This is a genomic window from Bartonella sp. AP57NXGY, from assembly GCF_042195805.1.
Lineage (GTDB): Bacteria > Pseudomonadota > Alphaproteobacteria > Rhizobiales > Rhizobiaceae > Bartonella.
In genome coordinates this window covers 1-2,826 of the sequence record NZ_JBHIOZ010000157.1, presented here as the reverse complement: position 1 = coordinate 2,826, position 2,826 = coordinate 1, and the positions used below count along the sequence as shown (strand labels likewise).

The window sequence follows — 2,826 nt, the reverse complement described above, 5'->3', positions numbered from 1 at the left end:
AGCAGCATCTTTTTCGACATATTTTCGATATTCATCGAGCGTAGTAGCGCCCACACAATGGAGTTCTCCGCGTGCAAGAGCAGGTTTTAACAAGTTAGAAGCATCCATAGGACCATCAGATTTTCCAGCGCCAACAAGATTGTGCAATTCATCAATAAACAAAATGATCTGTCCATTTTCAGCTTGCACCTCTGCCAGCACCGCTTTAAGGCGCTCTTCGAATTCCCCACGATATTTTGCACCAGCGATAAGCGCTCCCATATCCAACGCATGAAGCTGTTTATCCCGCAAAGTTTCAGGTACATCGCCATTAACAATGCGCAATGCCAACCCTTCCACAATAGCTGTTTTCCCCACCCCAGGCTCACCAATCAACACGGGATTATTTTTGGTACGCCGTGAAAGCACCTGAATAGTGCGGCGGATTTCCTCTTCCCGCCCAATCACAGGGTCGAGTTTTCCTTCACGTGCATCTTTTGTGAGATCCCGGGCATATTTTTGCAAGGCATCATATTGTCCTTCAGCATGGGGGCTTGTTGCTGTTTTTCCTTTCCGCAGCGCATTAATTGCCCGATTAAGCGCTTGCGGGGTCAATCCTCCACTTGTTAAAATATCGGCTGTTTTTGCGGTCTTTTCCATGATCAGCGCTTGCAACATGCGCTCCACGGTCACAAACTGATCACCGGCTTTTTTCGCAATATCCTCAGCCAGCGCGAAAACTTTTGCCAATGGCTGCGAAAGATAGAGCTGTCCATTTCCCCCCTGCACTTTAGGCAAAGCATCAAGTGCTTCTTTTAGCGCCTTTTGAATAAGAGTAAGATCACCACCAGCGTTTTGGATAAGCGATGCAGCCAATCCTTGAGAATCGTCTAACAACACTTTCAGGAAATGCTCCGGCATAAACTGCTGATGATCAGAAGCAAGAGCGCTATTTTGTGCTGATTGTAAAAAACCCTGCACGCGTTCGCTATATTTTTCCAAGTTCATTTTTTTTCCTTAAATCTCAAGCCATCACCACACTTTAACCTCTCCAATATTCCACAAAAGAAACATCCAGAAAGGATTTTCCAGCCTCTAAAAAACACCGCGAAAAAAGCAGCAAGAAGAAGAACCATAGTGCTAAAAAGAATATGGGTTTCTACAAGCCTCATAGCAAGAGGGAGAAAAAAAATACGCTATCATTTTAAATAAAAACCGCAACTTTTCTTATACCCCCATCATCACTCCCCCTTTTAAACCATCACCCCTAAATTCCACCATTAAAACTTAAATTTGAACAGCAGAAAAGGAGCATGCAAAAACACTTTAAACAAAGTAGTCTTTACAGCATATAGTTTAGAGTAAACATTAAAGTATTTTCTCTAATTTTACTTAACAAAACATTGAATATGTGCTTTAATACTTATAAAGTTACACTATTTTTATTAAGATAGAGGATTTGAGTATGTACCATACTGTAAAAAAGGTTATTTTAATACTTTTATTCCTTCTAATAAGTAAACCAAGCTATGCCGTTTTTGCCGGCAAAGTTATTACAATAGAGCATGAATGGCTTAAAAATGCATCATTTGATCTATTTGTGTTCACCCAGCAAGTAAATTACGATGGTGGGCCTAACTCCATCTATTTCTGGGGAAATAAATTTGAATTCCAAAATGGAAAAAGTGGACAAATTGGTTTTTTCAACAGGAGCGGCCGTACCATTCATTTTTCTATCTGGAATGCAACGGGATGGAAGGGTAATACATGTAAGCATTTTACTCAGGAAGGTTCAGGAGTACGATGTGAAATTAACTTTCCATGGGAGATGGGACGCAGATATCGATTATATGTTGAAAAAAATGGAAATCTAGTTACAGCGACAGTAGTCGATTTTATAACGGGTAAAAAAGTGAATATTGGGACCATAGAAGTACCAAATACATTTGGACAACTCCGTAAATCTTCAAGTTTTGTTGAAGACCATTCTCGTTGGAAGAGACATCTCTCCTCCTGTTATGATTTAAGTCCGCAAAGTTCGATTTTTTTTGAGCCTCAAGGCATAAAACAAAACAAGCTACACGAAGGGAGTCTGAAAGCTTCTAATCAAGGAAAGTGTCAAGATTCTGACTTCATCCAAACATCATGTACATCCAACTTTTGCATGACAAGTATAAGCGACTTTGGAGGTTTAGCCTCGCCTACTACTAAACCAGAAATACAAATTTCCAATGAGAAAGATCTGTCTGCAGAAACAATTTCTAACGTTTTGAAACAAAAAGAGCTTGTCGTTATTCGTTCAAAAAATCGTTCTTGGGCACCCAATATCTTTTTGCCATCTCCTGATTCATTTAAGTGGAAATCAATCTTTATAGATCATCTAGCGGCTTTCAGTTCTACGCTTCACACCACTCACGGCACACAAAAGATAACCACAGGTCAAAAGATTATGTATATGTCTGATGGAAAAACTTGGAAGATTATGAAAAGAAACTAGCTTTTTTCTTCTTGATAAACCCCTCACTCCCCTTTGAAAACAACTGGGGGTGAGAAAGTTTTTTTTCATTTCCCCACCACGGCTCCCTTTCCCAGTTATTTTTTCGAGCCCTGCTCTCATCCCGTCGTCCCCTTTAACTTCCCTCATCATCATACTTTCCAGCGTATTTTCTCCATTCTCATCCTCTTTCAAAACCACAACACCCTTTAATAAAATCCTCACCTCCCTCTTCTATCACCCTCACACCATCCCTTCACGCATCCCTCTGAACTACCCCGCCTCTTATCCACACCCTCCCCCTTGTCCATAGGCACTCTCCCATTCCACGCACTCCTTTTTCTCTCCCATCA

General features: G+C 40.9%; 2 protein-coding genes. One reads left to right on the top strand and one right to left on the bottom strand.

The window, feature by feature from the left end; translation table 11 throughout:
* Positions 1-987: Clp protease N-terminal domain-containing protein (locus tag ACFIL8_RS08890; RefSeq protein WP_375689493.1), on the bottom strand; the 987-nt coding region annotated here is incomplete at its 3' end.
* Between the two features lie 457 nt (positions 988-1,444).
* Here ACFIL8_RS08890 and ACFIL8_RS08885 point away from each other — a divergent pair.
* Positions 1,445-2,476 (top strand): DUF3472 domain-containing protein, encoded by a 1,032-nt coding sequence (locus tag ACFIL8_RS08885; protein ID WP_375613817.1) that lies wholly within the window; start codon positions 1,445-1,447, stop codon positions 2,474-2,476.
* The last annotated feature ends 350 nt before the right edge of the window (positions 2,477-2,826 follow it).

Coding starts and splice junctions, on each gene's coding strand:
- ACFIL8_RS08885 (WP_375613817.1), top strand. CDS start 1,445: ATGTACCATACTGTAAAAAAGGTTATTTTAATACTTTTATTCCTTCTA.